Source organism: Actinoplanes sp. TFC3, from assembly GCF_001553785.1.
GTDB lineage: Bacteria > Actinomycetota > Actinomycetes > Mycobacteriales > Micromonosporaceae > Actinoplanes.
Window position 1 is genome coordinate 2,967,088 of record NZ_LOJP01000001.1, and the last position, 25,230, is coordinate 2,992,317.

The following is a 25,230-nucleotide window of genomic DNA, read 5'->3' on the forward strand; positions in this document are numbered from 1 at the left end:
GGCGGGGATCAGTCCTCCGGGATGACCATGTTGAAGCGCTCCAGGCGTGGCACATCAGGGTCGGGTCCGCTGCGCACCCCGGTGTCGAGGGCGTCGATCGCGGCCATCTGCTCGCCGGTCAGCTCGAAGCCGAACACGTCGAAGTTCTCCGCGATGCGCTTCGGGTTCGTCGACTTCGGGATCGCCGAGCGGCCGTGCTGCAACTGCCAGCGCAGCATCACCTGAGCCGGAGATCTACCGAGGTCCTCCGCGATGGCACCGATGGCAGGGTCCTCGATGACGCTCCTGCGGTCCTCGCCCCAGCCCGGGTAGAACGTGATGCCCCCGATCGGCGACCAGGCCTGGGTCAGGATCCCGTGCTCGGCGCCGGCCTTCTGCACGTCCGGCTGGCTGAAGTACGGGTGCAGCTCGATCTGGTTGACAGCGGGCACGATCCGGGTCTGCTTCAGCAGGTCATCGAGGTGGTGGCGCATGAAGTTGCTGACCCCGATCGCGCGCACCCTGCCGTCGGCCAGCAACTTCTCCAAGGCTTGATAAGCAGCGATCGTACGCTCGAAGCGGTCCGTCGCCGGCTGGTGCAGGATCAGCAGGTCGAGCCGGTCCACCCCGAGCTTGCGGGTGGCCTTGTCGAAGGCGTGCAGCGTCTCGTCGAAGCCGTAGTCGCTGACCCACACCTTGGTCTCGATGAACACCTCGCCGCGGTCGATGCCGGAGCGGCGGATCCCCTCGCCGACCTGCCGCTCGTTGCCGTAGGCGGCCGCGGTGTCGATGTGCCGGTAGCCGAGCTCGAGGGCGGTCTCCACCGCGGCGGCGGTCTCCTCGGGTGGGCTCTGGAAGACGCCGAGGCCCAGCGAGGGCATCGTGACGCCGTTGTTGAGGGTGACGTGCTGGATCATAGGTACGACGGTAGTCCCCCGGTCCCCGCGCTGAGGGGAACCACCACTGCCCCTGTTCTGCAGCCGGTCGGACCGGGTGGTGAGTCCTCCCACTTCATCTTGTCCTACATTTGGCTTATCCCTACGCTGGGCCGGTGCCTCGCCTCGAGCGGCCCGCTTCCCTGGCCGAACAAGTCGCCGACCAGTTGCGCCGCCGCATCGCCGACGGTGAGTTCCCGGTCGGCTCGCTGTTGCCCACCGAACATGAGCTGACCCGCGAGCTGGGCGTCAGCCGCAACAGCGTGCGCGAGGGCGTGCGCTCGCTGGTGCACGCGGGCCTGCTGGGCGCCCGAGCCGGGTACGGCACGTTCGTCATCGCCACCAGCGACCTCGCCCCCGCCCTGGCCCGCCGCCTCGAACACGACCGCGCCGACGATGTGGCCGAGGTCCGGCTGCTGCTGGAACGCGAAGGGGCGCGCCTCGCCGCCACCCGCGCCACCGGCGAGCAGTTGCACGCGCTGACCGAAGCGCTGGCCCGGCGACGAACGGCAACCGACGGACCGGGATACGCCGAGGCGGACCTCGCCTTCCACCGGTTGCTGCTCGAATGCTCGGGAAACGCGCTGCTGGCCGAGCTGTACCGCGGGACCGGCGGCAACGAGCAGGACCTGCTGCGCTGGAGCCCGGGCGAGCGCGACACGCGGGACATCGACGCCGCACACGACGACCTGGTGGCGGCGATCACGGCACGCGATCCGCAGGCAGCCGCCGCCGCTGCCGATCACATGGTCCGGCTGGTTCAAGAAGGAGCACTGCCCGATGGTGACTGACAGCCTGACCGAACGGCCTGCAGCCGGCCCGGCCACCCGCGCGTTGAGCCCGGCCCTGGTGCTGGCCGGGCTGCTGCTGGTGGCCGCGAACCTGCGCGCCGGAATCACCACGGTCGGCCCGGTACTCGAGGAGTTACGCCGGGATCTGGGTCTTGCCTCGTTCACCGCGTCGGCGCTGATCAGCCTGCCGCTGGTGGCGTTCGCGGTGATTTCCCCGGTGGCGCCTGCGGTTTCGCGCCGGCTGGGCTTGGAACGTACCCTCGGCCTTGGGCTGGCGGGTCTGGCCCTGGGTCTGGTTGTTCGCTCGCTGCCCGGGCAGCCGCTGTTGTGGCTGGGCACCGCGCTGCTGGGCGTGGCCATCGCGGTGGTCAACGTTGTGCTCCCCGCTCTGGTCAAGCGCGATTTCCCGACCCGGATCGGGCAGATCACCGGTAGGTATTCGGCTGTGCAGTCCGTGTTCGCCGCGACCGCCGCCGGTGTTGCCGTGCCGATGGCGGGCCTGACGTCGGCGGGGTGGCGGCTGCCGCTGGGCATGTGGGCCGGGCTGGCGGTGATCGCGCTGGGCGTGCTGGCGCCGCAACTGCGCCGGCACACGGTTGCGGCGCCGGTTGCGGCCCCGAGCGTGGCTTCGGTGAAGAGTCCGTGGCGGTCTGCGGTCGGCTGGCAGGTCACGGCCTACATGGCGCTGCAGTCGACCGGCTACTACGTCTTCATCACCTGGCTGCCGTCCATCGAGGAATCGGCCGGTGTCAGTGCTACCGCTGCGGGCGTCCACCAGTTGCTGCTCAACGGTTTGGGCATCGCCGGCAGCATCGCGTGTTCCGCGCTCATCCCCCGCCTGCGCGATCAGCGCCTGATCGGCGTGCTGGCTCCCCTGCTGTTCGTGGTTGCCGTCGTGGGCGTGCTGGTCGCTCCCACCTACAGCGCGATCTGGACCACCTTCGCCGGTGTGGGCGGCGGGGCGAGCATCGTGCTGGCGTTGTCCTTCTTCGGCTTGCGCACCCGTAATCACACCCAGGCGGCGGCATTGTCGGGCATGGCGCAGTCCGTGGGCTACCTGGTGGCAGCGGCCGGGCCGATCGCGGTGGGGGCGCTGCACGACGCCACCGGCACGTGGAAGCCTGCGCTGGTCACGATCCTGGCGCTGGAACTTGTGCTGGCCGGTGTGGGTTACTTCGCCGGCCGCAACAAGGTCATCCAGTAGACCGGGAACTGAGTGGCAAGATTGCGATCCTCTGACCTTTCTTGCCGCTTGCTTCCCGAGAGGTCATCATGCACACGGTTTCCGTCCTGGCCCTGCCGGACACGATCGCGTTCGACCTCGCCACGCCGATCGAAGTGCTCGGCCAGGCCCTGGCCACCGGCGGCCGGCCCGCTCAACCGGCGTGGTCACCCGGCTCAGCGGCACCCCGGGCCGGTCGTTGAGCGAACCGGCACGAGGTTGTCGTTTGGCGCCATTTGCGGTGGGCATCCATGGCCGGCCGCACGGGTCTCACCGGCGGGAGATGTTTCGCCAGGCGGGCGATGCTCGCCTGGCGTGCGATGAGGAGCAACACTGTGAGCCTGCACGAGATGGTGGTCAAGACCTGCAGGGACACCGGAACCGAGGAATGGTGCCCCCGGTGCGGGCGCCGGCTCCTGCTGCGGTGGCCGCCGCGCTACGAAAGGGTCGTCCTGCACCCGGGCGACGATCAGGTGGTGCATGTGGGTGGCCGCGCCGAGGCGGCGTCGCTCACTGCGATCACCGAGTTCGAGAAGCTGTGGCTCAGCGAGATCGGCATCGTCTGGGACTGACGATCACACCGCCTCATGCCGGCGGATCCGCAGGTGCAGACCCTGCGTCCCGGGGCTGGGATCCACGCCCAGATCGCTTCTGAGGACGCTGACGCAAGCCCGATGCTGCAGCAAGGCGCGGGTTGACGCCGTTCCGGGGCGAATCGGCTGAAGGACAGTGCCAGTCACCGTCCTGGTTCATCAGAAGGTGACGGCAACGCCCGCGGCCTGGCAGGCAGCGGTGAGATCGGAACCGGCCTTTTCGAATCCCGGGGAGCTGGCCGCGGCCACGGGATCCTGCTCCTTGGCGGCCTGGCTGGCTTGCTCGCCGAGCTGGCGAGCAGCCACTGCAACGGCACTGTCCCCGGCGGCAAAGGCCTCCGCGGTTACCTTCTCCGCCATTTTCTGGAGAATGCCGGTGAACAGATCCCGGGTCGGCTCCTTCCCGGACTGCGAAATGCCGACCAGCTCGTCCTTCAAGTCCTGACCAATTTTCTGCACGGCCGAGCACAGTTTTGCGTCACCGGCCCGGTTCGGAGCCGGCGATGCACCGGTGGCCGTCGCGGGCGCGGGCGGGGCGGACGAGGTGGACGGGGAGTCGCTGCACGCACCCAGCAGGACCATCGAGGCCAGCGCGAGAACGACCGGGGAAACGCGGATGAGCTGCACGAACCGTACGGTAGCCGATGCGTCTGAGCTATCGGACCCAGCCCGCTTCGGTGGCGCGGATGCCGGCCGGTGATCGTGGAGCGCAGCAGGGCCAGCTCCACATGCTCCGGCGGCAGGCTCGGGCGGGCGCGCAGCTCGGTGCTACTGAGGGTCGGAGCGGTTGAGGATGTGGATGCCGGCGGCGAAGCGGATCAGGTCGGCGTCGCTGAGGGCGAGCCCGGTGCCGACGCTCACCTCAAGGGTGGCATTCCAGTCGGTGACGTCGATGCTGAGCTTGGTGCCGCCGGTGCCGGTGGCCAGCAGTGCCCGGTACGACCCGACATTGCGGTTACTGCCGTCCAGCTGGTAGCGCTTACGCAGCACGACAGTGATGGGCGGGGCGGCTGGGGACGTACGGAATCGCATGGTTGAGGCAGTGACCGTGTCGAGCGTGAAACCGGCAGGGCTCAGGTCGAGCTGGAACGGGGGCAGCACCTCGACCGAGGCAGGGGTGAGCGCCTCGGCGAACGCGATGACCTGCTGCTGGCTGTAGGTGTCGTCGGTGGCGAGCCGGATCCAGCGGCCCGGGGACTCCTGCCAGGTGAGGATGAGCTGCTTGGCCGGTTGCACCTTGACGGTCCGCAGCGTTGCCGAGTGCCCGCGCACCCGCACGGTCTTCTCGGTTGCCGCCGCCGTGGAGGCGGGCTCGCTGCTCGTCACGGTGACCGTGATGTCCGAGTGCTGCTGCAGCTCGGTGGCCTCGAAGAAAGCGCTCAGCGCGCCGTCGCGCATCGAGGCGACGGGAGCGCTCAGGCCGTCGGTGGCCGGCAGCGTGTAGGGAAAGACCGGCGCCGGATAGGTCCCGACAAGCTGGATGGAGCCGGCAACCGGAGCATTGTCGGTGGGGGCACGAGCCACCAGCGCCCCAGCGGCCGGGATGCCCACGGCCAGCACCGCCGCCACCGCGGCCAGCCCGGTGGCCAGGCGCCGCCGCCGCAGCCGGTCGGAGCGGTGGTGCACCGTGCTCAGCAGCCGGTCGGCGGCGGGGGCGCGGCTGGCGGCGTCGTGCATCGTCTCGGCGAGCAGCCGGTCCAGCTCATCCATCGCTGTGCACCTCCTCGTCGGCCAGTAGGGTCCGCATCCGGGCGAGCGCCCGCGCTGCCTGGGAGCGGACCGTGGACTGCCCACAGCCGAGCAACTGGGCGATGTCGTCGTCGGGCAGGTCGCAGTAGAAGCGCAGCACCAGCACCGCCCGCTGGGCGCGGGGCAGCCCGGCCATCAGCCGCCACATCTGGTCGCGGGCCAGCACCCGCTGCTGCGGCTCGCTCAGCCCCGGCGGCTCGGGCAACTCGGCCAGGATGGTCTCCCCGGCCGAGCGCCGGCGCCGCCAGGACACATATTGGCGCACGATCGCGGTGCGGACGTACGCCTCAGGGTGTTGCAGGGCCGTCACCTTGTCCCAGCGCCGGTGCATCCGGGCCAGCACCTCCTGCACGAGGTCCTCGCTGAGGTGGGCGTCACCGGACAGCACGTACGCGAATCGCAGCAGCGCCCAGCCCCGGGCCTGCACGAAGTCGTCGAACGCGGTGTCGCGGCGCTGGGACACAGGCGCTCAGCAGCTCTTGAACACGTACGTGCGGGAGCCCGGGGCGGTGACGTCACGGTCGCGCTGCACGATCGACAGCTTGCTGCCGTGCGAGGCGCATGCCTTCTTGAAGTTGGCCGCGTCGTACTCGATCACGAACACGCGGTTGCCGTACGTCGCCGTGTACGCGTCACATTCGTTCCAGTCGGCGCACTCCTCGGCGACCGCGAAGTCGAAGCCGGCCTTCTTGGCGTTGGCGGTGCTCAGGTCGGCGTCGTTCTTCTGGGCGATGGCCAGCCCCTTGGTGTGCGCCCGGGTGCTCAGCGAGGTGGCATAGGCCACCGCCTGGGACGCGGTGAGCAGATTGCCCGAGCGGGTGTAGGAGTCCAGGTTGTCCGGCTCGACGGCCTTGAATCCCTTGGTGGCGCACGTGTCGATCCACTGGCCGACGATCGCGGTCAGCGCGGTCCGCTTCGCGGCGGTCGAGTAGTCCAGCAGGATCTCGTTCCAGTCCTCGTCGATGACCTCGTTGCCGTCGGCGTCGCGCAGCAGCAGGTCGGGGTGGTTGGTCTGCCACCAGGACGCGGCGTCGGGCTGGGTCTGGAAAGCGTTGACGTAGCAGATACTGTACAGCCCGGCCGCCGGGCTGGCGGTGTAGTCGCGGCTGACCACGGTGACGCCGGATGGCGGGGTGTAGGGCTGGCCGATCTGGTAGTCGAAGCCTGCGTTGGCCGGCGGGGCGGTCCAGGTGGCGGCCGGGGCGGCGGCGGGCTTGGGCTTCGTGCCGGCGTCCGCGGTGCCGATGCCGGCCACCAGGGCGGCGACGGCAGCGGCGGTCACCGCGGCGGCGACGACGATGCGGGTGCGTTTGCGGGGAGACGCCATCGATAACTCCTTGAGCGTGGGGGAACTCCACCCGTTGAACGCGCCGGCCTGCCCCGGCTGCTGCCGCCGGGGCACAACTACTTCAGGTAACTTTACCGATACGCAGAGAATGCGAAGAGTCAACCGCTTGCCGGCAACGTTCCGCGCCTGCCCCGAGCCGCCGTCCGCCCGGGGCAGGCGGCCTGCCGTTCACAGTCCTTCACACATGCGACTTATAACCTATGGGCTTTGTAGGGATAGGCTCGGGGCATGACCGCACAGACGTGGGCGCAGTGGCACACCGAGCACGAACGCAAGCTGGCCGACCCGCACGGCTTCCTGGCCATCACCAGCCTGAACTTTCTCACCGGCAGTCCGCAGCGCTTCCCCGATGCGCCCGGCGAGTGGTCCACCGGCCCGGACGGCGTGGTCGTCGATTTGGCCGGCGGCGAGAACCTGAGCATCAGCGGGGAGACGGTGACCGGGCGGTACGCGTTCGGGGTGCTCGGCGAGCGCACCGGGGTCGACGCCGGAGCCGGGGACGCGGTGATCGAGGTGGCCAAGCGCGGCGGCTTCGACATCATCCGGCCGCGGCACCCGCAGAACCCGCTGCGGCTGGGGTTCCGGGGCGTGCCGGCGTACGAACCGGCGGACAAGTGGGTGGTCACCGGACGGTTTGTGCCCTTCGACCAGCCCAAGGACGTCACCGTCGGCGCGGCGGTGGCGGGCCTGGAGCACGTGTACGAGTCGCCCGGCCGGGTCGAGTTCGAGGTGGCCGGCACGCCGCTCGCGCTGACCGTGTTCAACGGCTCGGCCCCGGGTTCGCTGTTCGCGCTGTTCACCGACGAGACCTCCGGGGTCACCACGTACGCGGCCAACCGCAGCCTGGCCATCGACGCGCCGACGGCCGACGGCACCGTGGTCATCGACTTCACCCGGGCGACCAACCTGGTGTGCGCGTACACCGATTACGCCACCTGCCCGCTGCCGCCGGCGGAGAACCGGTTGCCGATCGCGGTCGAGGCCGGCGAGAAGATCCCGTACGAGCGGCTCGCGGCGCAGGTGGCCTGATGCTGCTGGCAGTGGAGATCGGCTGCGACCCGGCGGCCGGGATCACGGCCGCCCGGACCGCCGAGCAGGCCGGGTTCGCCCTGGTCACCATCGACGACTCCCCGACGCCCGCGCCCGGCGGCGCCCCGCGTATCGAAGCTGGGGTGCGTGCGGCGTACCTGGCCCGGCGTACCACGGATATCGGGATCGCACCCACCCTGCACGTCACCGTCACCGAACCGTTCCACCTGGCCACCCAGCTCGCCTCGCTCGACCACGCCTCGCTCGGCCGGGCCGGTTGGGTGATCGGCGCGGACAACAGCGAGGCCGCGCACGCCACCATCGGTAGCCGGCCCCTGTCCGCCGACGCGTTGCGCCGCGAGGTTGCCGACGTGGTCGAGGTGGCTCGGCTGCTGTGGGACTCGTGGGAGGACGACGCGGTCATCCGGGACGTGACAACCAGCCGGTTCCTCGACGCCGACCGGGTGCACCACGTCAACTACACCGGCGCCCGCTTCTCGGTGACCGGCCCGCTGATCACCCCGCGCCCGCCGCAGGGTCAGGTGGTGGTGCTCGGCTCCGACACGCTGGGCGTCACCGGGCAGCTCGATGTTGCCCTGATCGCCGCGGCGACGCTTGAGGAGATCGAGGACCGGGCGCGCCGGGCTCGCGAGCAGGGCGCCCCGCTGGTCTTCGCCGAGCTCGATCTCGGAGCGGGCGAGCCCTCGCACCGGTTGCGGCACAACGGCGATGCGGACGGCTGGCAGGCGCTGCTGGCTCGGTTGGACGCGATTGTCGACGGTGTGCGCGTACACCCGGCTGATCTTGCTGTTGATCTGCCGCACGTGATTGCGGTGGCCGGACCGCGTCGCAGCGGTAAGCCCACGTTGCGCGAGGCCCTCGGATTGCCGAGGCCCGCCAACCGGTTCGCCACCGCCGGACAGGAGTGACCATGGCGCCTCGCTTGCACCTGGGTGTGTTCTTCACCGGCGTCGGACCGCAATTGCTGTGGACCGAGCCGGACTTTGCCGCGCACACCCACATCGACACGTTCATCGCCACCGCCAAGACGTTGGAGCGGGGCCTGTTCGACGCCTTCTTCCTCGGCGAAGGCTTACGGGTACGGGAAAATCGGGGGCGCATCCACGATCTCGACGTGGCCGGGCGTCCCGACGCGATCACCCAGTTGGCCGCGCTGGCCGCGGAGACCGAGCACATCGGACTCGTCGCGACGCAGAACACCACCTACAACTTCCCCGCCGACCTCGCGCGCCGGCTGGCCAGCCTGGACTTCGTGTCCGGTGGGCGCGCCGGGTGGAACATCGTGACCACCGACAATGCCTGGACCGGCGAGAATTTCCGGTACGGCGGGTGGCTCGCCCACGAGCGGCGGTATGAGCGGGCCGGACAGTTCGTGGCTGCCGCCAAGGCCCTGTGGGCCGGGGACGGCGAGACGGTGGAACGGCACAGCGATCTGGTGGAGCTTCGGGCTGCTGCGAGCGTACCGGCAAGCCCGCAGGGCCGTCCTGTGCTCTTTCAAGCCGGTGATTCCGAGGGCGGGCGTGATCTGGCGGCCCGGCATGCCGATGTTGTTTTCTCGGCCAACACCGACTATGACAAGGCCGTTGCCTACGCCGCCGATCTGCGGTCCCGGCTCAAAACCTATGGCCGTTCCCCCGGGTCGCTGAAGATTCTGCCCGGGGCGTCGGTGGTGCTGGGCGACACGCCGCGCGAGGCCGCCGAGAAGGCCGAGTGGATCCAGCGGGAACAGACCAACGGCCCGCGCGCCCTGGCTTTCCTCGAACAGTACTGGGGCAAAGACCTTTCCGGGTACGACCCCGAAGGCCCTCTTCCCGCCATCGAACCGGCCGAGGGTGAACTGGATCCGTCGCGGGGCACCATCTCGATCGAGCACCGCACCGGCAAACTCGAACGGGTGGCGGCGTGGCGGCGCCTGGCCGAGGAACGCGACTACTCCATCCGCGACCTGGTGATCGAGGTCAACCCCCGGCACAACACCTTCGTCGGTACGCCCGGCCAGATCGCCGACGAGTGGACGCGGTACGTCAGCACCGGCGCGGTCGACGGCTTCAACATCCTGCCGCAGTTGCTGCCCGGCACGGTCGAGGACATCGTCGACAAACTCGTGCCGGAGCTGCAAACCCGGGGCGTGTACCGCAGCGAGTACACCGGCCGGACGTTGCGCGACCATCTCTTTGAGGCAGGCGCCTGATCGACGGTTCAACGCCGGGCGGGCCGCGCTCGTGGAGCGGCTGACCCGCGCTGCCGACCTTCCGGAGGGTATCGACCCGGTCGCGTTGGCTCGTTTCGTGATGGTCCTCAGCGAGGGTCACGCCGTGCACCCCGCAGCCGGGGCGAGCGAGGAATGTTTGCAGGCCTCGGTGGACATCGCGCTGCGAGCCGTCACGCCGCGGTCCTGACGATCATCGGCCCATTCCCGCGGTCAGGCCCTCGACGATCTGCTTGGTGGCCACCACGAACAGCACGATCAGCGGAAGTGCGGCGATGACGAGCCCGGCGAACAGGGCCGACCAGTTCGTCTGGAATTCGCCGAAGAACTGCGTGAGACCGACCGGCAAGGTGTAGCGACCGGTCGTGCGCATCAGCACGAGCGGAAAGAAAAAGTCGTTCCACAACGGTACGAACCGGAACACCACCACCGTAGCGATGGCCGGCTTCACCAGGGGCACCATGACCCGCGAAAAGATGCGCAGCTCCCCCGCGCCGTCGATCCGGGCTGCGTCTTGCAGTTCGCGCGGCAATCCCCGGAAGAACGCCGCCATGATGAACACCGAGAACGGCACGCCGCTGGACGCGTAGACGAGCACCAGGCCGAGCCGGGAATCGACCAGGTTCAGGGTGCCCAGCAGGTAGAAGACCGGCAGAATGCCCAGCCGGACCGGCAGCATCAGCCCGGCCAGAAAGTACGCGGTGAGCATCCCGCCGGCCCGGAGCCGATAACGGCCCAGCACATAGGCGGCGGGCAACGAAACCGCGACGTCCAAGGCCACAGCGCTTATGGTCACCACGAGAGAGTTGCGGACGTACGAGGAAAAAGAAGCCTCGCTCCACGCGGTCGCATAGCTGGAGAAGTCGAGGGTGGCCGGCAACCTCAACGGCTCGGACAGCACCTCGGTGTTCGGGCGCAAAGAGTTGAGCAGCATCACCACGATGGGAGCCAGCGCCACCGCCGCGTACGCCCACAACATCGCATAGCCCGCGAAGCGCCCCCACCTCATGTCAGCGTGATTTCCCGGCGCCGGATGAGCCAGTTGGCCACCACGGCAACAGCGAAGGTGGCCGCGAACAACAACACCGCCAGCGCCGAGGACTGCCCGATCGCGTTCGACCCACCCTCCTGGAACGCAACCCGGTAGAAGATGAGCCCGAGAACGTCGGTGGCACCGCCCGGCCCGGTGGGCTGATTGCCTTGCGCGCCTTCCAGGGAATACACCAGCTCGAACGTATTCATCGAGCCGATGAACGTCAGGATCGACACCACACCGATCGCGGGCAGCAGCAACGGCAGCGTGACCCGCAAGAACCGCTGCCGGGCATTCGCGCCATCCACCTTGGCCGCCTCGGTGTATTCCGGGGCCAGCCCGGCCAGCGCGGCGCCGAACAGCAGAATGGGAAAACCGAGGTACTGCCACGCGTTGACCAGAATGACCACCGGCAGCGCGGTCGCCGGGTCACCGAGCCAGGCCCGGGCCAGCGAGTCCAGCCCGACGGCCCGCAGGCTCGCGTTGACCGGGCCGAACACCGGGCTCAGCAGCAGGCTCCACAGATAGCCGACGACCAGCCCGCCGATCAGGTACGGCACGGTATAGACGGTGCGCAGCAGGCGCCGTGCCACCGGCAACTCGACCAGCAGCACCGCGATCAGCAGGCCAACCGTGTTCTGCACCAGCATGGTCCCGGCGAAGAACGCCATGGTGTGCCAGAGGGCCGGCCACAATTGCTGGTTGAGCGGAAACGTGGTGAACAGGCTGGTGAAGTTGTCAGCACCGGCGAATTCGCCGCGGGCGGTGCCCTGCCAGCGCCAGAAACTGTTGGCCAGGGCGGAGAGCAGCGGATAGACGGTGAAAAGGGTGTACAGCAGAAAGGCGGGCAGCACGAACCAGACGGCAATGCGCCATCTCATTGCGGCTTGAACCACTGCGAGACACCGGCTTGGATGTCGCCGGCAACCTGGGTGGGATTCTGCTGACCGAGCAACATCTTCTGCAGACCGGCCGCTTGCAGATCGCTGCCCAGCGGGGTGCCGTACCGGAAGTTGACGAGCATCAGATAGGGCGTCGGATTGCTGCGGTAGGCCTGCACCATCTGGCCGAGCAGAGGGTCACCGGGCTGCACGCCTTTGACCAAGGACACCTGTTTCAAGGTGTCGGCCACCAACTGCCCGAATTCCGTTGTGGTCATCCACTGCAGTAACTCGAGGGCCTCTTTCTGGTGCCCGGACTTGGCATTCAGCCCGTAGGAGGCGTCCACCCAGCCGACCTGCAACGGCTTGGTCACCACGGCACCAGGAGCGGGTGGCGCGTTGAACACCCCCAGCTCAAGCTCCGGATTGATGGCCTGAAGCGGGCCGAGCGCGAACGAGCCCTCCGGAATCATGGCCGCCTTGCCGGTGGCGAACAGCGTCTGCGCTTCGGTTTCGCCAAGCCCCATCATGTCCTTGGGGAAATAGGGCTTCAGTTGATTCAGTACGTCCAGAGCCGCCACGAAGTCCGGATCGGTGAACGTGGCCTGCCCAGCCAGCACCTTCTTCTCGAAGGCCGGTCCGCCGTACCGGGTGGCGGCGAACGTGTCGTCGTACAGCGGCAGGAGCCAGGTGTCCTTGCCTGCGGTGGCGAAGGGCGTGACGTTGTTGTCCAGCAAGGTGCGGGCGCCGGTGAGCATTTGCTCCCACGTGACCGGGGGCTGCACTCCGTACCGGGAAAAGAGGTCCTTGTTGTAGTAGATCTGGAACGTCGACATTTCCAGGGGGACGCCGTAGACCTTGCTGTCCTTCTTGCCGCGGGCGCCCTCCAGCGAGGTGGTCTCGAAATTCGACAGCCCGGCGACTTTGCCGTCCAGCGCCACGAGTTCGCCTGCTTCGATGAGCGGTTGCAGCCCGCCGTAAGCCCTCAACTGCATGACGTCCGGACCGCCCGATTGGGTCAGACCGGTGGACAGAACAGTGTTGTATTCCGTCGACTTGTACGCCTTGAAGTCCACTTTGATGCCGGGATGCGATTTCTCGAAGGCAGCGAAGATCTGCCGGTACGCGGCCGTGTCCTCCGGCCGCCACGACCACAGCGACAGCGTGACATCGCCGGTGCCCGAAGATCCCGTCGCGGTGCAGGCAGCAGTGGCAGCCAGGCTCGCCGCGACCGCGAGAACCGCGAAACCCCTGTGTGGTCTCACATCCGAGCCCCTTCGATCGTTCCAGTGGTAAAAGCCGTCTCAGCCAGCGATCGCCAGCGCCTGCCGCACCGCTCCCCCGGCTTCGGCGAGGGCGTGCCGGGCGGCGTCGACCGGCACCGCGGCCAGCAGCGACACCAGCGCGATCCGGCAGTCACCCCCGGCCCGCGCGGCCGCCTCGGCGCACACCTGCGGGTCGAGCCCGGTCGCCTCGACCAGGATCCGCACAACCCGGCCCCGCAGCTTGGCGTTGCGGGCGCCCACGGCCACCATCAAGTTCGAATAGGTGTGTCCCGTCCGCACCATCAGCGCGGTCGAGAACGCGTTCAGCAGCATCTTCTGGGCGGTCCCGGCCTTCATCCGGGTCGATCCGGCGATCACCTCGGCCCCGGTGGCCACGCCGACGTGCACATCGACCTCGGCGCCAAAGCTCGCCTGGGGATTGGCCGACATCATTACTGTACGAGCCCCGCGCACCCGGGCCTCACGCAGCGCACCGACCACGTACGGCGTCCGTCCGCTCGCCGCCAGCCCCACCGCAACGTCACCGGCTTGCAGCACCGCCGCCTCGGCTGCCCCGGCAGGCTCGTCGTCCTCGATGTTCTCGACCGGCGCCCGCACCGCATCGGTGCCACCGGCATGGTGGGCGACCACCTGATCCGAGTCGGTGCCGAAGGTGGGAACCAGCTCAGCCGCGTCCATCAGCGCGAGCCGTCCCGACGTACCGGCGCCGAAGTAATGCACGCGACGACCGACGCACAGCGCAGCGACGGCCAGGTCGACCGCCGCGGCCAGGTCGGGCAGCACGGCCCGGACCGCCGGCGCGACCTTGGCGTCCTCGTCGTTGATCAGGCACAGCATGTCGAGGGTCCCGGCCAGGTCGATGTCCACGGTGGTGGCGTTGCGTTCCTCGGTGGGAGCGATCACCCAGAACGGCGTCTCAGGAAGCACGTAAGGAACTTTCCACCTGGGCCCTGATCCCGTCAATCGTCTACCAACCCAATCCAGCGACTGTCGTCGATCATTTCACGAAACTTCTTGACTCGGTAAAAACCAGGTCGGTAATCTTTTTTCCGGTCGACCAGCTTTCTTCCTGTCGCCAGCTTGCAACGGGGGCCCGCGGATGGGTGTCTTCGACGGGGACGCCGAGGGCGCCCAGCCGCGTGGGCCCTCCCGTGCCATCCCTTAGGTTGAGCGCCATGGCACGAACCCGTAAGGCGGCAACCGCGACCGCCGTGCACATCCGCGCGCTGCTGCCGAGCTTGCAACCCTCGATGCGCCAGGTAGCCGAGCAGGTGCTGGCCGACACCACCGCCACCGCCACCCTGACGGTCACCGAGCTCGCGGTCGCCTCCGGGGTCTCCGAGGCCACGGTCATCCGCTTCTGCAAGGCGATCGGCTTCGCCGGCTACCCCCAGCTGCGCCTGGCGCTGGCCGCCGAGGCGGGCCGGGCCGAGGGCGCCGATCGCAAGAGCGTGCCCGGCGACATCGAGCCCGGCGACAACCTGGCCCGCATCGTCGAGAAGATCACCTTCGCCGACGCGCGTGCGGTCGAGGAGACCGGATCCCAGCTCGACCTGGCCGCGCTGGCCCGGGTGATCGAAGCGATGGTCCAGGCCCAGCGCGTCGACCTGTACGGCGTGGGCGCCAGCGCCTTCGTCGCCTTGGACTTCCAGCACAAGCTGCTGCGCATCGGGCGCGTCACGTTCCACTCCGCCGACACCCACGTCGCGCTGACCAGCGCCGCCCTGCTGCGTCCGGGCGACGTGGCGATCGGCATATCGCACACCGGCACCACCACCGACACCATCGACTCCCTGACCGAGGCCGGTTCGCACGGCGCCACCACTGTTGCGCTCACCAACTTCCCGCTCTCCCCGCTGGCGCTGACCGCCGAGCACGTGCTGACCACCGCGGCGCGCGAAACCACCTTCCGCTCCGGCGCCATGGCCAGCCGGCTGGCCCAGCTCACCGTCGTCGACTGCCTGTTCGTCGGGGTGGCCCAGCGGACGTACGGCAAAACCCTGGCCGCCCTGGACGCCACCCGCACCGCCGTGGGCACCCGGCACACCTCAACGCGCCGCTAGGACAGCGTGCACGTGCGCCAGCTGGGACTCGGTCCACCCCGATCGAAGATGCCGTACGGCCAGCCACGCCGCGCCCACGACACCATCGGCCGGCGTCAGCACCTCGCCGCCGATGCGCTGAACGACCCGCCGCCCGACCGGCGTGCGCACCAAGCTGCCACTGAACACCAGGGGCGTCCGCTCCCCGGGCTCTCGCACCTGAGCCACCGAGCCGGCAAGCCGATCCGCCGCATCCTCACAGATGGCCGCTGCGACCTGGTCACCCGCCGCTTCCGCCTCGGTGACCAGGGGCGCCAGCGCGGCCAGCTCGATCGGCGGCCGGGCGGCAACAGCGCGGATGAGGGCGGACCGGTGCACCGGTTCGCTCAGCAGCCGCCCGGCCACCGAGGCGGTCAGCACCGTCGCCGGTCCCGTGCCGGTGATCGCCGCGATGCTCGCGCGCACCGCCTCACGACCGATCCAGAACGACGATCCCTCGTCGCCGAGCAGCCACCCGAGCCCGTCGGACGCCCTCGCGGTGCGCCGGTCGCGGATCTGGACGGCCATCGCGCCGGTGCCGGCCAGCAGCACTGTCCCGTCCGGCACGGAGGTGGCCGAGCAGAACGCGACCTCGGCGTCGCCCACGTACTGCGGCCGGGCCATGATGCCCACGTCGGCGAGGCTGTCCGAAAACGCCCGCGAGGCCCGGGGATCATCCAGAGTGGCCCGTCCCGCCGCCCCGATCACGACCGCCCGGACCTCATCCGCCGGGAGTCCGTCCAGAGCCCGCCGAACCGTGGCACCCAGCTCGACGGCAGCCCGCTGCACGCCATGGGTGGTCGGGTTGCCACCGCCGCCCGTCACCGAGGCAAGGCGCCGCCCAGCCACCGTCGCCACCAGGATCCGCGTCGACGTGGCGCCCAAGTCGGCGCCGAGGACGAGGCCGGCCATCTGCCGCCACATCACCGCCGGTAGGCCGTTCAGGTCCGGCGATGCTGCCGTGACATCCACTGCCAGATGTGGGTGCCACGGTAGCTGGGGTCGTTGCGGGCCACGTAGATCCAGGACCAGTGGCCCGGGAACTGGTAGCCGTTCCAGATCACCTGGTCGTACAGGCTGAGAAGGGATCGTGGAATGAGGTCGTGGGCGTGTTCCGTGTTGGCCAGCGGGTCCACCGTGTCATCGTCGCGGGAGGCAACCAGCCAGGTCGGGGTGCTGATGCGGGTCAGCTCGGCGTCGGTGATCAGCGGCGGCGTGCCCTCGACGACCCCGCAGATGGGCACCGACGCGGCGAACAGGCGCGGGTACGTGACCGTCAGCTCCAGGCTCATGTAGCCACCGTTGCTGGCCCCGGCCACGTAGATCCGGTCGGTGTCGATGTGGTGCTTGCGAACCAGATCGCGCACGATCTCGCGGATCAGCGGGGCGAACCGGGGTCCGTCCTCGATCCAGAAGGAGGTGCTCTGCGGCGCCACCACGTATGCGCCTCCGAAGATGCGCTGAGCCTCGGCCGTGGCAAAGCCCAGCGCGCCCCGGTTGGCGCGCAACGTGGTCTCGTTGTCGTAGTAGTTGTCCGGCAGCGAGGCCCCCTCGCCCCCGCCGTGCAACCAGACGACAAGCGGACGTCCCCGGCGCGAGCGCTCGGGAGAGTACAGCCGATATTTCAGCCCCGAGCCCGATTCGTGGTAGCTGAACGCGTCCACCTCGGGGTTGCGCAGCCTCCCCTGCCGGAAATCGGTGATCGTCACCGGACGGCCGTTACGCAGCCGGATCGGCGTGTTCTGCGTAAGGGTGTAGACCAGATCGAGCCGGACGTTGCGGCCGCGGCCGGCGATGTAACCCAGGGTGGCCGCGCCGGCCTGGCCCTCGCCGTGCTGCAGGTCGACCACGATGTCGCCGTGCCGGTCGAGCCGCACGCCGGTGACCACGCGGTCGAGGTCGTACTCGCTGAAGATCTGATCGCCGGGTGCCAGGGGTATCGGGCTGGTGGCCTTGGCGTGCACGCTGAACGTGCCCGGGGTCAGCCCGGCCGGGTCGAGGTGGCCGAGCCTGCTGGTGTCCAGGGTGAGCGAGACGACCTGCTCGCCGCCGTCGAGGGTGACGGCGTTGAGGACAAACCGCACGGTGGTGTCGTGCTGCCCGCCGCCGCTGCTCGCCCTTTCGCTCACGCCCTGATGCGCGCCGGCCACACCGGGCACGGCCAAGCCGGCGGCGGCACCCGTACCGGCAACCAGAACGCTGCGACGACTGACCGGGACTGACATCAGGCCACCTCAAGAAGAGAAGGATATCGATGCAGAGGTAACGTAACGTCGCGGCAACATAAGCGCAACGTCAAGAGGTGCGCCCAGAGCCCGGCGTTTCCCGGTAAAGTCGCGGCGCCGCCCCACGGCGAGCGCCATCGTTGTCCAGACGGACACAGACGCGTCGCGGAACGATTACTCGCCGGGGTGAGCGCCGATCTCGGACTCGTCGACGCGGGTGGGTTCCAGGACCCGGTGCAGGAACTCGCGGGTGCGGGCCTCGCGCGGGTTACCGAAGACCTCGGCCGGTGAGCCCTGCTCGACGATGGTGCCGCCGTCCATGAACACCACCCGGGAAGCCACCTCGCGGGCGAAGGCCATCTCGTGCGTGACCACCAGCATGGTCATGCCCTCGGCGGCCAGCCGCCGCATGACCGCGAGGACCTCGCCGACCAGCTCGGGGTCCAGCGCGCTGGTCGGCTCGTCGAAGAGCATCAGCTGCGGGTCCATCGCCAGAGCGCGGGCGATGGCGACACGCTGCTGCTGACCGCCGGACAGCTGCGCGGGATAGGAGTTCGCCTTGCCGGCCAGGCCCACCCGGTCGAGGTTCTCCGAGGCGACCCGGTTCGCTTCGGCACGGCTGCGCTTGAGGACGCGGCGCTGGGCGATGGTGATGTTGTCACGCACGCTCAGGTGGCCGAACAGGTTGAACTGCTGGAACACCATGCCGATGCCCCGGCGTACGGCGTCGATGTCGCAGTCCGGATCGGTGACCTCGACGCCGGCCACCCGGATCGTGCCCGAGGCCGGTTGTTCCAGCAGGTTGACGCAGCGCAGCAGGGTGGACTTGCCGGAGCCGGAGGGGCCGATCACGCAGACGACCTCGCCGGGTTCCACCGCCAGGTCGATGCCGCGCAACACTTCCAGCTCGCCGAAGCTCTTGTGCAAGCCGGCGATCTCGATGCTCGCCATCCCGGTCACCTCTCCCTCGCCGCGCGGTGCTCCAGCCGGCGGACCACCTGCGACAGCGGCAGGGTGATCACCAGGTAGAGCAGCCCGGCCACGACCAGCGGCGTCGGGTTGACCCGCTGGTTGAGCGCATCGCCGGCGAACTTGGTCAGCTCGATGGTCGCCGGGGTCACGCCGAGCACGTACACCAGCGAGGTGTCCTTGGTCAGCAGGATGATCTCGTTGGTCAGCGGCGGGATCACGATCCGGAACGCCTGGGGCAGCACGATGGAGATCATCGCCCGGAGGTGCGACATGCCCAGCGTGCGGGCCGCCTCGAGCTGGCCCTTGGGCACCGCCTGGATGCCGGCCCGGATGGTCTCCGCCATGTAGGCCGCCGCCGTCAGGCCGAGACCCACGGTGACCGAGCCGTACAGCCCGCCGGGGATCTCACGGGCCGGGAACGCCAGCGGCACGCCATAGCCGACCATGAACAGCACCAGCAGCGCGGGCAGACCGCGGAACAGCTCGATGTAGCCCGTGGCGAACCACCGGTACGGCAGGATCGACGACAGCCGCATCAGCGCCAGGATGAGCCCCAGCGTCAGCCCGAAGACGAACGCCAGCAGGGTGTACAGGATCGTGTTGCGCAGCGCGACGGTGATCGCCTCGGGGAACATGCTCCCGGCAACATCGGTGCGGAAGAACGCGTCGGAGAGCTGACCCCAGTCCGCGGCACCAGCCACGGCCAGGATCAGCAGGCCGAAGACGACGTAGCCGGCGACGCGCAGGATCCGCTGTCGCCGGCGGCGGCTCAGCTTCATCTCAGCTGGCCGGCTTCTCGCCGATCCAGGTCGAGTACAGCTTGTCGTAGGTGCCGTCGGTGCGCGCGGCGGCGATGGCCTCGTTGATGGCCTTCTGCAGCTCGGCGTTGCCCTTCTTGACCGCGAAGCCGTACTGCTCGCCGGTGTTGAAGCCGGCCGCGACGACGATCTTGCCGGGGTTGGCCTTCACGTACTCGTTCCAGACCGGCAGGTCACCCACGGCGGCGGCGATCTGGTTGGTCGACAGCGCCTGCTGCACCGCGGCCAGGTCCTTGTACGAGACCACCGTGATGCCGAGGTTCTTCTCCTTGACCTGCGCGTTGATGTACTCCTCGCCGGTCGTGCCGCCCTGCACGCCCAGGCGCTTACCCTTGAGCTCCTCGAGGGTCTTGACCTCGTGCCCGGTGACCACCGACAGCGCCTGGGTGGCGTCGAAGTACGGCTCGGAGAAGTCGAGCACCTTCTTGCGCTCGTCGGTGATGGTCATGCCGGCCGCGGCCACGTCGCACTTGCCGGAGTTGAGGTCGGAGCCGGACTTGATGCCCTCGAACGGGGTGTCGACGATAGCCTGGGTCACGCCCAGCTTGGTGGCGACCAGGTCGATCAGCGCGACGTCGAAGCCAACCACCTTGCCGGTCTGGTCCTTGGACTGGAACGGCGCGTAGGGCAGGTGCGTGCACGTGGTCAGCACCCCGGACTTCACCAGCGCCACGCCGCTCGCCGTGGTGCCACCGGTGTCCTTCTTGGCGCAGCCGGTCACGCCGCCGATCATCATCACTGCGGCAGCCGCCAGCGCAGCCGCCTTCCGGGTACGTCGCCGCGCGACCATGTGCCTCTCCCTGCCCTCTCGCCCGCACTCACCGCGGGCCAGAACAGCGTACTTGCACGTCAACGACATCGTTGAAGCGCCATGCGATGCGGCAGCGGATCGTGACCTGACGCCGTGCGGGATTCCGGTAGGCATCGATGGTGTTTAATACGGTTCACGCCAAGAAACGGGGAGAATCATGAGAGTTGCCATTGCCGTAGCCGCGCTGGCGTTGTCCGCGGGCGCAGTGCTGGTCGCCGATCAAGCCTCAGCCGCAGCGCCCTGCACCGGGCAACTGCACCCCAATCCCAGCTTCGAACGCGGCACCGCGGGCTGGACCGCCGGGCCCCGCATCGTCGTGCTCGGCGACCAGGCCCGGCCCGCGCACACCGGCCGCGCCTACGCCACGTTCGCCGGGCTGGACCTCGACCACACCGACCTGCTGCGCGCCAGCGTCACGGTGCCGGCCGGCTGCAAGCTCACTGTCAGCTTCTGGGCGCGCGCAACCAGCACCGCGACCGCCCGCGGCGACTACCTCAACGTCGGGTTGTACGTCGACGGCACTCCCCCGAAGACCGTGTTCTCCTTCGCGTTCGATCACCCGCAGCAGTGGACCGAGCACAGCAACTCGGCCGCCGCGGCCGGCACGTCCCGCACCGCCACCGTCAGCTTCGCCGCCAGTGAAACGGCCGGCGGCGGCGTCACCGCGTTCGATGTGGACGATGTGCGGATGCAGCTGAGCTAACGCAGGCGCGCGGCGACGACCGGGGTCTCCTGGCCGGACCAGCAGGCGGTCAGCACCCCGGCGTCGGCCGGGTCGACGGCCACCGTGGGCACCCGGTTGACGGTGATGGTCACGGTGTCGGTGCCGATGACCGCCGGGTCGCCGTCGCGCACCTCGGTGATCGTGGCGAAGGCGGGCACTTCGGCGCCGCTGCCGGACAGCTTGAGGTCGCTCTCCCGGGGAACCCGCTGCCCGTCGATCTCGAATTCCTCGTCGGCCTCGTGACCGGCCTCGCGAATCACCGCGGTCACCTGGGCGGCGTACACCGGGTCGCCGATGGCGTCGTACACCCAGCGCCGGCCGAGCACCGAGTGCTCGGTGGTGCCGATGAGCCACTCCTGCGCACCGTCAAGTGGGGCGTCACGGTAGGTGAGCGGTACGTGCCACACCGGCCCGTCGCCCACGCTCACCAGCATGGTTTCGATGCCGACAGCCCCGGCCGGGTCGTCGAACCGGCCCGCCGCGACGCGCACCGGGGCCACGTCGTCCGGTCCGTCGTACCAGCTACGGGTGGGCAACTAGGCGGCGAGCAGTTCGAGCTTGGTCGGGGTGATGTGTGCCTTGTGAAGAAGCGCCATGCATAGAGACTAGTGAGCCGAGAAAGCCTGGTATCGCGTGCAACCGCTCGGCCCCCGCAAGCGTCTTGGTAGCGGATCCCATCCCCCAGCCGGAGAGCGAGTCATGGTTCAGCGACGTAGCGTCATTCTCGGCGCGTTCGGTGCAGCGGCCGGCCTGGCGAGCGCGGCTTGCTCCTCACCCAGCAGCCCCGGTAACAGCCCCCAGCCGGTCAGCGACGACGCCGCACTTGGCACGTGGAGTTCGCCCTCGGCCGCCCCCGAGCCGATCAGCCTGACCGTGAGCCCCAAGGCGGGCACCACGAAGGTGTCGCCGACGGAGCCGGTCACGGTGGCCGTCGGCGGCGGCAAGCTCACGTCGGTTGCCGTGACCACCGGCGGCAAGAAGGTCATCGGCGAGGTGCAGGCCGACGGGACCTCGTGGCGCTCGACCGGGCAGCTCGCCTACAGCAAGAAGTACACGGTGACCGCGACGGTCGTGGACAGCCTGGGTGCGGAGGTCAAGAAGACCTCCACGTTCAGCACCCTCAAGCCGGAGCGGGTCGCGGGGACCACGTTCCAGGCCAACGGGATGGTGGCGCTGCGCACCGGCGGCACGTACGGCATGGGCCAGCCGGTCATCGTGGCCTTCGGCCGCTCGATCAGCAAGAAGGCCGCGGCGGAGAAGGCGATCACCATCGAGACGACCCCCGCGGTGGAGGGCAAGTTCCACTGGGTGAGCGACTCGATCGTGCACTGGCGCCCGGCCAGGTACTGGAAGAAGGGCACCAAGATCTCGGTGAGCGTCGATGCCTTTGGGGTGCACCTCGGCAACGGCGTCTACGGTGCGGTGGCCGAGAAGACCCACTTCACCATCGGTCGTCAGCTGCTCGCGGTCTCCGACAACGCCGCCCACCGCACCAGGGTGTACATCGACGGCAAGCTGGTGCGTGACATGGCGTGCAGCAACGGCCGCGGCGGCTACAGCCGGGACAAGGACGGCCGGCAGCTGCACTTCTGGACCAACGAGGGCCCGCACGTGGTGCTGAGCAAGGAAGCCACGCACACCATGAGCTCGGCCAGCTACGGCCTGACCGACAAGAACGACCCCAACTACTACGACCCCGAGGAAGTCAAGCTGTGCACCCGGATCAGCTACTCCGGGGAATTCCTGCACGCGGCGCCCTGGAACAACTCGCTCGGCCGGGCCAACCTGTCGCACGGCTGCATCAACCTGAGCAACGCCGACGCGCAGTGGGTCTACGACAACGTCATTCTCGGCGACGTCGTCGACGTGCGCAACACCCCCAAATCGCTGTCCATCGACAACGGCCTGGGCGACTGGACCGTCTCCTACGACAAATACGGAAGCTGATTCACCGGTACGGCCACAGCACCCGCAAACGCCGGTTCCTCGGCTTCGGTAAGCATCGCCGCCGCCACGCTGGCCCGGCTGATCCGCGCCGGGATCAGCCGCTTGGGGGCGGCGGCCAACCCGACCGTGTGCACGGTGGAACTGAGCGGCCCGTTGAACAGCGGCCCGGCGTGGAACACCGTGCCCCCGGCGTCCAGCACCGCCCGATCCGCGGCGACCTTGTCCGCCACCTCGTCGCCCAGCATCTTCAGCAGCAGCCGGGTGACGGCTCCGGCGGCTGCCGCCGACGGTCCGGTCCCGAACGCGCCGAGCCAGATGATGCGCTGCGGCTTGGCCGCGATCACCGCCCGCGCGCCGGCCGTCAGCACGCCGGGCGCGGCTCCCCGCACGTTGCCCAGCCCGGACAGCACCACCTCCTGAGCGTCCAGCGCCTCGGCGATGGCACCGCGATCGCGCACGTCGGCGGCCACCCGGATCAGCCGCGGCGAGTCGGGAACGGTGATGCGCTCGGGCGTGCGGGCGACTGCGGCGACGGTGTGCCCGCGCCGCAGCGCCTCACGGGTCAGTTCCAGCCCGGTCGCCCCCGAGGCGGCCAGCACAGTGATTTGCATGTCAGCGCTCCCCAGCGGCGCAGGAGAGCACGGCCAGCGCGGCGGCGTGCAGGCCCGGGGCAGCGGCCAGGTACCCGTCGCTGGCGACCTGCCACGGCTTGCCGTCGAGGTCGGTGACCGTGGCGCCCGCCTCTTGGGCGATGAGGATGGGGGCGATGTGCGAGCGCAGGTTTTCGAACTGCCAGTGCAGGTCCATGCGCCCGGCGGCGACCTGGGTCAGCTGGTGGCTGACCGGCACGGACTGGCGTACGTAGAGGGCGTTCTCCATCATCGCCGCGATGGCCGCGCCGACGTGGTGGGCGTGCGTGGCGTCGCGGTTGGGCTTGGCCTGGCCGGTGCCGGTCAGCGCGACGGTCAGGTCGGTCTTGCCCGACACGTGCACGGGTACGCCGTTGAGGAACGCGCCACCGCCGGCAACCGCCGTGAACACTTCGCCCGCGGCCGGGGCATGCACCACGGCGAGCGTGGGACGGCCGTCGCGGACCAGGCTGACCCCGATGTTCCAGTCGGGCATCCCGTGCACCGCGTTGAGGTTGCCGCCGACCGGGTCGATGACCCACCAGTCGCCGGCGGGCATCGGGCCGCTCGCGTGCTCGTCGGTGGTCCAGCCGGCGCCGGGCAGCGCGGCGCTCAGCGCGGACCGCAGCACATCGGCAACGGCCCGGTCGTTGGCCTGCAGCGCGGACATCAGAGCGGCCGCGGTGGTTGGCCGGGTGTTCTGCACGACGCGCAGCGCCGCCTGGCGTACTGCTTCGGTCACGGTGTCGAGGATTTTGTTGCTCATGAACCAAGCTTCGAGCCGCCCGGCGACTAAGTCCAGTGCATCCTTGTCAGGCTACAATTTACTGACATGCAACTGGACTTGAACCTGCTGACCGTACTCGACGCGCTGCTGGAAGAGGGCAGCGTGCAGGGTGCTGCGGACCGGTTGCGGCTGTCCTCGCCCGCGGTGAGCCGCTCGCTCGGGCGCATCAGGCGGCTCACCGGCGACGACATCCTGGTGCGCACCGGGCGGACGATGACCCCCACGCCGTACGCGCTGGCCGTCCGGGAGCAGGTGGGTGATCTCGTCCGGCAGGCCGCCACGGTGCTCGCCCCCAGCCGGGAGCTGAACCTGGCCGATCTCGAACGCACCTTCACGCTGCAGTGCCACGACGCGCTCGCCACGTCGCTCGCCCCGCCGCTGCTGGCCACGATCATGCGGGTGGCGCCCGGGGTGCGGGTGCGGTTCCTGGCCGAGCCGGCGTTCGACACCGACGACCTGCGCCACGGCCGCACCGACCTGGAGATTGGCGCCTCGGGGCCCAGCCAGCCGGAGTTCCGGACCGAGACCGTGGGCCGCGATCGCGTCGTCGTGGTCCGGCGCGGCAATCATCCGTACGGCGGGAAGCTCGATCTCGCCGCCTACGCAGCGCATCCGCACGTCCTGGTCTCGCGTCGCGGCCGGCTGACCGACGCCGTCGATGACATCCTCGCCGCGCACGGCCTGCGCCGCCGGGTCCTCGCCGCCGTGGCCACCGCCGCCACCGCCATGCACCTGATCAACCGCAGCGACAGCCTGCTGACCGTGCCGCAGGCCACCTGGCGACCGCTGATCGACGCGTTCGGCCTGGTCACCGAGCCGCTGCCGGTCGAGGTCCCGCAGCCGCCGATCGTGTGCAGCTGGCACCAGCGCTACGACACCGACACCGCCCACGCGTGGCTGCGCAGCCAGGTCGGGGCCGCCCTGCAAGCAACCCTGACCTGAGCGTGCGTTGTCCGGCGGGGCTCAGATCCTCTACCTGTACGAAGACGGGAAGCTGTTACACCCTTGCACGAACTTTTCTGCCGCACCTTGGCTTCACCCGGGCCTGTGGCCCCGCGGGGCCAGCCCGGCGGCCGCGACGATCGGGGCGTTTACCGGCATAGGCACCGGGCACCTTGTCAGCCACACGGCTCACGCGAGCCGGCGCTACGACCGGGTCG

29 protein-coding genes and 1 pseudogene are annotated in these 25,230 nt (G+C 69.4%); 12 read left to right on the top strand and 18 right to left on the bottom strand.

Annotated features, from left to right (window positions below; translation table 11 throughout):
* Window positions 1-8: 8 nt before the first annotated feature.
* Window positions 9-896, bottom strand: coding sequence for an aldo/keto reductase (locus tag TFC3_RS13165; protein ID WP_067499577.1), 888 nt, complete (start codon window positions 894-896; stop codon window positions 9-11).
* Window positions 897-1,030: 134 nt separating this feature from the next.
* Between TFC3_RS13165 and TFC3_RS13170 the strand changes: the two genes are divergently transcribed.
* From TFC3_RS13170 to TFC3_RS13180, 4 genes and pseudogenes are all read left to right on the top strand, one after another.
* Complete coding sequence (locus TFC3_RS13170; protein WP_067506571.1) at window positions 1,031-1,705, top strand: FadR/GntR family transcriptional regulator; 675 nt, start codon at window positions 1,031-1,033, stop codon at window positions 1,703-1,705.
* Window positions 1,695-2,909 carry an MFS transporter gene (locus TFC3_RS13175; RefSeq protein WP_153040218.1) on the top strand — a complete coding sequence of 405 codons (1,215 nt, stop codon included), beginning with the start codon at window positions 1,695-1,697 and terminating at the stop codon, window positions 2,907-2,909. Before TFC3_RS13170 ends, TFC3_RS13175 begins: the two co-directional genes overlap by 11 nt.
* A gap of 68 nt (window positions 2,910-2,977) precedes the next feature.
* Window positions 2,978-3,079, top strand: a pseudogene (locus tag TFC3_RS38525) (AraC family transcriptional regulator); the annotation flags it as partial.
* 183 nt (window positions 3,080-3,262) lie between these two features.
* On the top strand, window positions 3,263-3,499 hold the full coding sequence (locus TFC3_RS13180) for a hypothetical protein (RefSeq protein ID WP_067499579.1): 237 nt from the start codon (window positions 3,263-3,265) through the stop codon (window positions 3,497-3,499).
* 3 nt (window positions 3,500-3,502) lie between these two features.
* Here TFC3_RS13180 and TFC3_RS40460 read toward each other — a convergent pair whose 3' ends face one another.
* The 5 genes from TFC3_RS40460 to TFC3_RS13200 all read right to left on the bottom strand — a co-directional run bounded on the left by TFC3_RS40460 (window position 3,503) and on the right by TFC3_RS13200 (window position 6,596).
* On the bottom strand, window positions 3,503-3,667 hold the full coding sequence (locus TFC3_RS40460; protein WP_153040219.1) for a BTAD domain-containing putative transcriptional regulator: 165 nt from the start codon (window positions 3,665-3,667) through the stop codon (window positions 3,503-3,505).
* A 12-nt stretch (window positions 3,668-3,679) separates the two neighbouring features.
* A complete protein-coding gene (locus tag TFC3_RS13185; RefSeq protein ID WP_067499581.1) occupies window positions 3,680-4,147 on the bottom strand; it encodes a hypothetical protein in 468 nt (155 codons plus the stop codon).
* Window positions 4,148-4,288: 141 nt separating this feature from the next.
* Complete coding sequence (locus TFC3_RS13190) at window positions 4,289-5,230, bottom strand: hypothetical protein (RefSeq protein WP_067499582.1); 942 nt, start codon at window positions 5,228-5,230, stop codon at window positions 4,289-4,291.
* On the bottom strand, window positions 5,223-5,732 hold the full coding sequence (locus tag TFC3_RS13195; RefSeq protein ID WP_067499584.1) for a SigE family RNA polymerase sigma factor: 510 nt from the start codon (window positions 5,730-5,732) through the stop codon (window positions 5,223-5,225). Before TFC3_RS13195 ends, TFC3_RS13190 begins: the two co-directional genes overlap by 8 nt.
* Before the next feature lie 6 nt (window positions 5,733-5,738).
* Entirely contained in the window at window positions 5,739-6,596 is an 858-nt protein-coding gene (locus TFC3_RS13200) for an endo alpha-1,4 polygalactosaminidase (RefSeq protein WP_067499586.1), read from the bottom strand.
* Between the two features lie 249 nt (window positions 6,597-6,845).
* On the opposite strand from TFC3_RS13200, the gene TFC3_RS13205 reads away from it, so the two are divergent.
* The 4 genes from TFC3_RS13205 to TFC3_RS37030 are packed head-to-tail and all read left to right on the top strand — an operon-like array spanning window position 6,846 to window position 10,066.
* The gene (locus TFC3_RS13205) at window positions 6,846-7,646 is read left to right on the top strand and encodes a DUF1684 domain-containing protein (RefSeq protein ID WP_067499589.1); all 801 of its coding nucleotides are present in this window, start codon (window positions 6,846-6,848) and stop codon (window positions 7,644-7,646) included.
* Entirely contained in the window at window positions 7,646-8,575 is a 930-nt protein-coding gene (locus TFC3_RS13210) for an LLM class flavin-dependent oxidoreductase (protein WP_067499592.1), read from the top strand. Before TFC3_RS13205 ends, TFC3_RS13210 begins: the two co-directional genes overlap by 1 nt.
* Window positions 8,576-8,577: 2 nt before the next feature.
* A complete protein-coding gene (locus TFC3_RS13215) occupies window positions 8,578-9,858 on the top strand; it encodes an LLM class flavin-dependent oxidoreductase (RefSeq protein WP_067499594.1) in 1,281 nt (426 codons plus the stop codon).
* Entirely contained in the window at window positions 9,842-10,066 is a 225-nt protein-coding gene (locus TFC3_RS37030; RefSeq protein ID WP_201787157.1) for a hypothetical protein, read from the top strand. The genes TFC3_RS13215 and TFC3_RS37030 overlap by 17 nt, the downstream gene beginning before the upstream one ends.
* A gap of 3 nt (window positions 10,067-10,069) precedes the next feature.
* Here the strand turns inward: TFC3_RS37030 and TFC3_RS13220 are convergent, their stop codons facing one another.
* The 4 genes from TFC3_RS13220 to TFC3_RS13235 are packed head-to-tail and all read right to left on the bottom strand — an operon-like array spanning window position 10,070 to window position 14,003.
* Window positions 10,070-10,885, bottom strand: a complete 816-nt coding sequence (locus tag TFC3_RS13220; protein ID WP_067499596.1) for a carbohydrate ABC transporter permease — start codon at window positions 10,883-10,885, stop codon at window positions 10,070-10,072.
* A complete protein-coding gene (locus TFC3_RS13225; protein WP_067499598.1) occupies window positions 10,882-11,790 on the bottom strand; it encodes a carbohydrate ABC transporter permease in 909 nt (302 codons plus the stop codon). Before TFC3_RS13225 ends, TFC3_RS13220 begins: the two co-directional genes overlap by 4 nt.
* Window positions 11,787-13,055, bottom strand: coding sequence for an ABC transporter substrate-binding protein (locus TFC3_RS13230; RefSeq protein WP_067499600.1), 1,269 nt, complete (start codon window positions 13,053-13,055; stop codon window positions 11,787-11,789). The genes TFC3_RS13225 and TFC3_RS13230 overlap by 4 nt, the downstream gene beginning before the upstream one ends.
* A gap of 39 nt (window positions 13,056-13,094) precedes the next feature.
* On the bottom strand, window positions 13,095-14,003 hold the full coding sequence (locus TFC3_RS13235; protein ID WP_082772024.1) for an N-acetylmuramic acid 6-phosphate etherase: 909 nt from the start codon (window positions 14,001-14,003) through the stop codon (window positions 13,095-13,097).
* 248 nt (window positions 14,004-14,251) lie between these two features.
* Here TFC3_RS13235 and TFC3_RS13240 point away from each other — a divergent pair, with 248 nt between their 5' ends.
* A complete protein-coding gene (locus tag TFC3_RS13240) occupies window positions 14,252-15,139 on the top strand; it encodes a MurR/RpiR family transcriptional regulator (protein ID WP_067499602.1) in 888 nt (295 codons plus the stop codon).
* Here TFC3_RS13240 and TFC3_RS13245 read toward each other — a convergent pair.
* From TFC3_RS13245 to TFC3_RS13265, 5 genes are all read right to left on the bottom strand, one after another.
* A complete protein-coding gene (locus tag TFC3_RS13245; protein WP_067506577.1) occupies window positions 15,125-16,069 on the bottom strand; it encodes an N-acetylglucosamine kinase in 945 nt (314 codons plus the stop codon). The genes TFC3_RS13240 and TFC3_RS13245 overlap by 15 nt on opposite strands.
* Window positions 16,070-16,098: 29 nt before the next feature.
* A complete protein-coding gene (locus TFC3_RS13250; protein ID WP_067499604.1) occupies window positions 16,099-17,382 on the bottom strand; it encodes a PHB depolymerase family esterase in 1,284 nt (427 codons plus the stop codon).
* A 174-nt stretch (window positions 17,383-17,556) separates the two neighbouring features.
* Window positions 17,557-18,333 (bottom strand): amino acid ABC transporter ATP-binding protein, encoded by a 777-nt coding sequence (locus TFC3_RS13255; RefSeq protein WP_067499606.1) that lies wholly within the window; start codon window positions 18,331-18,333, stop codon window positions 17,557-17,559.
* A gap of 5 nt (window positions 18,334-18,338) precedes the next feature.
* On the bottom strand, window positions 18,339-19,133 hold the full coding sequence (locus TFC3_RS13260; protein WP_067499608.1) for an amino acid ABC transporter permease: 795 nt from the start codon (window positions 19,131-19,133) through the stop codon (window positions 18,339-18,341).
* Between the two features lies 1 nt (window position 19,134).
* Window positions 19,135-19,962, bottom strand: coding sequence for a transporter substrate-binding domain-containing protein (locus TFC3_RS13265; RefSeq protein WP_067499610.1), 828 nt, complete (start codon window positions 19,960-19,962; stop codon window positions 19,135-19,137).
* Between the two features lie 178 nt (window positions 19,963-20,140).
* Here TFC3_RS13265 and TFC3_RS13270 point away from each other — a divergent pair, with 178 nt between their 5' ends.
* Entirely contained in the window at window positions 20,141-20,686 is a 546-nt protein-coding gene (locus tag TFC3_RS13270) for a hypothetical protein (RefSeq protein WP_067499612.1), read from the top strand.
* Here the strand turns inward: TFC3_RS13270 and TFC3_RS13275 are convergent.
* Window positions 20,683-21,243, bottom strand: coding sequence for a hypothetical protein (locus TFC3_RS13275; RefSeq protein WP_255363760.1), 561 nt, complete (start codon window positions 21,241-21,243; stop codon window positions 20,683-20,685). The two genes, TFC3_RS13270 and TFC3_RS13275, sit on opposite strands and share 4 nt — an antisense overlap.
* A 163-nt stretch (window positions 21,244-21,406) precedes the next feature.
* On the opposite strand from TFC3_RS13275, the gene TFC3_RS13280 reads away from it, so the two are divergent.
* On the top strand, window positions 21,407-22,654 hold the full coding sequence (locus TFC3_RS13280) for an Ig-like domain-containing protein (protein ID WP_067499614.1): 1,248 nt from the start codon (window positions 21,407-21,409) through the stop codon (window positions 22,652-22,654).
* Here the strand turns inward: TFC3_RS13280 and TFC3_RS13285 are convergent.
* The gene (locus tag TFC3_RS13285; protein ID WP_067499616.1) at window positions 22,633-23,265 is read right to left on the bottom strand and encodes an NAD(P)-dependent oxidoreductase; all 633 of its coding nucleotides are present in this window, start codon (window positions 23,263-23,265) and stop codon (window positions 22,633-22,635) included. The two genes, TFC3_RS13280 and TFC3_RS13285, sit on opposite strands and share 22 nt — an antisense overlap.
* A gap of 1 nt (window position 23,266) precedes the next feature.
* On the bottom strand, window positions 23,267-24,049 hold the full coding sequence (locus TFC3_RS13290; protein ID WP_067499618.1) for an inositol monophosphatase family protein: 783 nt from the start codon (window positions 24,047-24,049) through the stop codon (window positions 23,267-23,269).
* Between the two features lie 66 nt (window positions 24,050-24,115).
* Between TFC3_RS13290 and TFC3_RS13295 the strand changes: the two genes are divergently transcribed.
* Window positions 24,116-25,012, top strand: a complete 897-nt coding sequence (locus TFC3_RS13295) for a LysR family transcriptional regulator (protein ID WP_067499621.1) — start codon at window positions 24,116-24,118, stop codon at window positions 25,010-25,012.
* Window positions 25,013-25,230 lie beyond the last annotated feature (218 nt).